The organism is Halobacillus sp. (assembly GCF_049282395.1).
Lineage (GTDB): Bacteria > Bacillota > Bacilli > Bacillales > Halobacillaceae > Halobacillus.
Window position 1 is genome coordinate 1 of record NZ_JBAPTY010000018.1, and the last position, 4,167, is coordinate 4,167.

Annotated in this window: 4 protein-coding genes; 2 read left to right on the forward strand and 2 right to left on the reverse strand. The window is 42.5% G+C overall.

All coding sequences use genetic code 11. The features are described 5' to 3' along the window. Window positions 1-349 precede the first annotated feature (349 nt). Window positions 350-1,579: an NAD(P)/FAD-dependent oxidoreductase gene (locus tag WAM07_RS00870; protein WP_422163969.1), complete on the forward strand. Its 1,230-nt coding sequence runs from the start codon at window positions 350-352 to the stop codon at window positions 1,577-1,579. A 52-nt stretch (window positions 1,580-1,631) separates the two neighbouring features. Here WAM07_RS00870 and WAM07_RS00875 read toward each other — a convergent pair whose 3' ends face one another. Together WAM07_RS00875 and WAM07_RS00880 are read right to left on the reverse strand one after the other, a co-directional pair. Next, a complete protein-coding gene (locus tag WAM07_RS00875; RefSeq protein WP_422163971.1) occupies window positions 1,632-2,006 on the reverse strand; it encodes a winged helix-turn-helix transcriptional regulator in 375 nt (124 codons plus the stop codon). After that, window positions 1,993-2,220, reverse strand: a complete 228-nt coding sequence (locus tag WAM07_RS00880; RefSeq protein ID WP_422163973.1) for a hypothetical protein — start codon at window positions 2,218-2,220, stop codon at window positions 1,993-1,995. Before WAM07_RS00880 ends, WAM07_RS00875 begins: the two co-directional genes overlap by 14 nt. Before the next feature lie 259 nt (window positions 2,221-2,479). Between WAM07_RS00880 and WAM07_RS00885 the strand changes: the two genes are divergently transcribed. Continuing rightward, window positions 2,480-4,167 (forward strand): ABC transporter ATP-binding protein (locus WAM07_RS00885; protein WP_422163975.1); only part of this gene is annotated, 1,688 nt, incomplete at its 3' end.

Here is a 4,167-nt window from a genome sequence, read left to right on the forward strand (position 1 = left end):
TGGTAATATCTCCTCAAGCGGGTGAAGGGTAAAGTGGTTCGAGCTCCCTATTTCGCAAGGTCCGGAGGGGGACGATGAAGACTCCTGTGGGATAAACATGATCGGTGAGACCCCGGAAAGCGTTAGCTTGAGGAGGCTCAGCACATGCCCACGGAAAGCGAAATCGTCCCCCGCAGGACCTAATTCACACAAAAGTCTCGAAACTGAGTCTTAAAGAAACGGGAGCTTATCTTTAACAACAGCATAAAAAATAATCTGAGTGAATTATATAAAAATTGAAATCCAACGACATAGCTTACCCGTTTCATACTCATACTAATACTATACAAATTGGGTAAGGAGCGGAATTATGAATATACAGTCAGGAACCTATTATTGGCCGGACACATTTAGTGATAAACCAACTTATCCAGCTCTGGATGAGGACATTACGTGTGATGTACTGATCGTAGGAGGGGGTAGTTCAGGTGCTCAATGTGCCTATTATTTAGCCGATCAGGGATTGGATGTTGTCGTTATTGAAAGTGGAGAAATCGGACTCGGGAGCACGAGTACGAATACATGCTTACTTCAATCATCGGGAGAGAAATTATTCACGGATCTCGTTCATGTTTTTGGCGATGACTATGTAACAAGGCACTTGCAGTTATGTCAGGAAGCGATTGATGAAATAGAAACAGCGTGCAGCCAAATGGCTTTTGATGCTGAATTTAAACGCAGGGAAACTCTTTATTACGTGAGCAAAGATACTGACTTACTTCCTTTGCAGCGGGAGTGCGAGTGGCTTCAAGGACGAGGCACGCCGGCTAGATGGGTAACGGAAGATTGGATCAGCCAGCATTATTCCTTTACCAAGCAGGGAGGCATTTTCTCTAAAAATGACGGAGAGATGAATCCTTTTATTTTCACTCATGGACTTCTTCACTATGCTTTCAGTAAAGGCGTAAGGGTTTTTGAACATACAAAGATGACTGGAGAACATTACCAGAAAGAAGAACCTGTCATCACCACAAACCGTGGTCATCAAATTCGTGCTAAACAAGTGATCTATGCTGCAGGCTATCACGATATGGACATAAAAAAAGAAAAGAAAGCACGTTTTGTAAGTACGTACACGGTAACGACCGACCCGGTAGATCATTTTAGCGGCTGGTATGACCGTACGTTGATCTGGGAGACTGCCCGACCGTATGTTTTTATCAGGACAACGAAAGATAACCGCATTATTATCGGAGGACTAGACGAAGAAACAGAGCATCCAGAAGAACGGGATGGAAAGCTTGTGCATAAGCGAAAGAGGCTAATGGAAGAGTTAAATAAACTTTTTCCAAATATAAACACGAACCCGGCCTATTATTCAGCTGCTTTTTACGGTGGTATGGTAGATGGTCTTCCTGTAATCGGGGAATATAAAGAATATCCCAATAGTTTCTTCCTGTTGGGCTACGGCGATAACGGTACGGTTTACAGTATGCTCCTTGCTAAGATTCTAAGAGACTGGATCGTGGATGAGAAGAAAGATGATTATCAGCTCTATCAAATGAATCGCCCACTAAAGAAAAAGAAACTCTATAAATAATAAAAATCAGCTTCCTGATTCGATCAGGAAGCTGATTTTTGGATGGGCCAGTTTAACAAAGTTCATCCTGGGTTTTCTTATTAATAAGCCGGGCCATTTCTTTTTTAGATGTAGACATCCGCTTATGCTCAAGTCCCCATTCGTTCATGCTGGTTAAAAAAGAAGCCGTCGTTTTGCCGTAGGGGGTAATGCGGTATTCCACTTTTGGGGGGACCTTTTTGTAGTCTATACGTTCGATTAATCCATCGTCTGTAAGTTTTCTTAGTTCACGGGATAGAATACGAGAAGAAATTTCACCATCAATCTCTCGTCTTAACTGATTAAATCTCATGGGTTTTTCATGAAGGAGCTTCCATAAAATGAGCCCCTTCCATTTACCGCAGACAATCTCCAGGGTGATCTCAATACCTGTCTCAGTTTCTTTCACCCTTTTCACCTCGTCTCAAATTATTTTCGTGGTTATTCTTTACACGTGCTTTCTGATACCCGGCTATGATCCCCTGGGCATAGACCTTATTCAGCACATTCATGGTATGGGGAACAAATTGATCCTTATCAATCTCTGTGATCCGGTCAAGCAAGTCTATAAGCTCAAGCAGCTCATCCGTAACTGGGAATATGGGTTTAACATTATTCCTCACTTATTCACCTACTCTTTCCTCCGAAACGCTGGTACTGTAATTTTATTTTGTTTTTCGTTAGACAACAAGTACTTACAATTTTGTTACTATCCTATTCTTGCTAAGCTTTTATACGAGTGACAAACAAAGTACGATGGAAGAGATCGATATAAGCCATTATTCTAAGGGATAAACGTAGTCAAGTGAGTTAGATAGTAGGCTGTCTTTCATTACTCCTGTATAATAGTAAACAATTTATTACATAATCGGAGGCTCCTTTATGCGCAAGATTCTTTCCTATGCCAACAATTATAAAGCACCAGCATTTATAGCTTTAGCTCTTATGGGGATTGAGCTTGTTGTGGAATTGGTGCAACCTTTACTAATGGCGCGAATCATCGATGAAGGAATTCTTAAGGAAGATTTCTCAATCGTTTCTGGATGGGGAGGGCTGCTGTTAGGTCTTTCCTTATTAGCTTTCGCAGCCGGAATTACGAATTCTTTTTTTGCAGCTAAGCTCAGCCAGGGCGTAGGCTATGATTTACGACGAGATCTTTTTACGAAAGTCCAGCATTTTACAAATGAAAACTTTCAATCTTTTTCTACGCCTGGATTAATTACCAGAATGACCAACGATGTGACTCAAATTCAGAACTTTCTTTTTATGTTTGTTCGAATAGCGCTCAGGGCCCCGCTGTTTATTGTTTTTGCCGTGATCATGGCCTTAAGTATCAATGCAGGCTTAGCCCTTCTAATTGTCGTTGCCGTCCCAGTATTTCTACTGTTTCTCTTCTGGGTGCTGTTCAAAGGGGTGAAACTTTTTAAGCTTGTACAAAATAAGTTAGATCGCGTCAATACAGTTATTCGTGAAAACCTAACCGGCATCCGCCTTATTAAAGGGTTTAACCGTGGTGATTATGAAGAAACCCGGTTTAAAGAAGTGAATGATTCTTTAGTTGATAAAAACAAACGGGCACTCTGGCTGATGGAAACAACCATGCCGGTCGTTATGGTGGGTATGAATATCACGATCCTTCTCATCATCTGGCTGGGGGCTGAAAACATCCAAGCAGGAAATGTGAAGGCTGGGGAACTGGTTGCTCTGATTAATTATGCCACCCGGATTATGTTTACATTTTCCATTTTCACCTTCCTCATTATGGTTTTTTCCCGAGGGAATGCTTCTGCTCACAGATTAGGTGAGGTGCTGGAAGAACGCACCCCTTCTTATCTTTCTGAAACGAACGGCAAAAAACCTGAGTTAAAAGGAAATCTCTTATTTGACCAGGTCTCCTATAGGCAAGGTAGTGAAGAAGTTCTCCATCAAGTGAGCTTCCGTGTGCGATCCGGGGAAACCGTAGGCATACTGGGCGAGACAGGTTCCGGTAAGAGTTCCTTATTAAGACTTATACCCCGATTATATGAAAAACAATCGGGCCAACTCTATTTAGATGATAATGAAATCAGCGAACTGGATGTGAAGCACATCAGAGCGCAGATTAGTCTGGTTCCACAGGACATTCATCTGTTTTCAGGGAGTATCCGCGATAACATTCTATGGGGAAAAGAGGATGCGGAAATGGAGGAAGTCATCGAGGCGGCAAAAAAAGCGCAAATTCACTCTTTCATTCTTACTCTTTCAGATGGGTATGATACCCTCCTTGGTCAAAAAGGGGTGAGCCTGTCCGGGGGCCAAAAGCAGCGCTTATCTATCGCCAGAGCCCTTATTCGTAAACCAGCGATCTTAATTTTGGATGACAGCACAAGCGCGCTCGATGCCCATACAGAGACGGAGTTGCTTCGTACCCTTGAAAAAGAGGCTTGCACCGTGTTCATGGTGGCTCAGAAAATCAGTTCTTTAAAGCAAGCCCAAAAGATCCTTCTTATGGAGGATGGGAATGTAATTGCCGAAGGTACTCATCAAACGCTTCTCGCACGCAGTCCATACTACCGTGAAGTTTACATGTC

Coding starts and splice junctions, on each gene's coding strand:
- WAM07_RS00870 (WP_422163969.1), top strand. CDS start 350: ATGAATATACAGTCAGGAACCTATTATTGGCCGGACACATTTAGTGAT.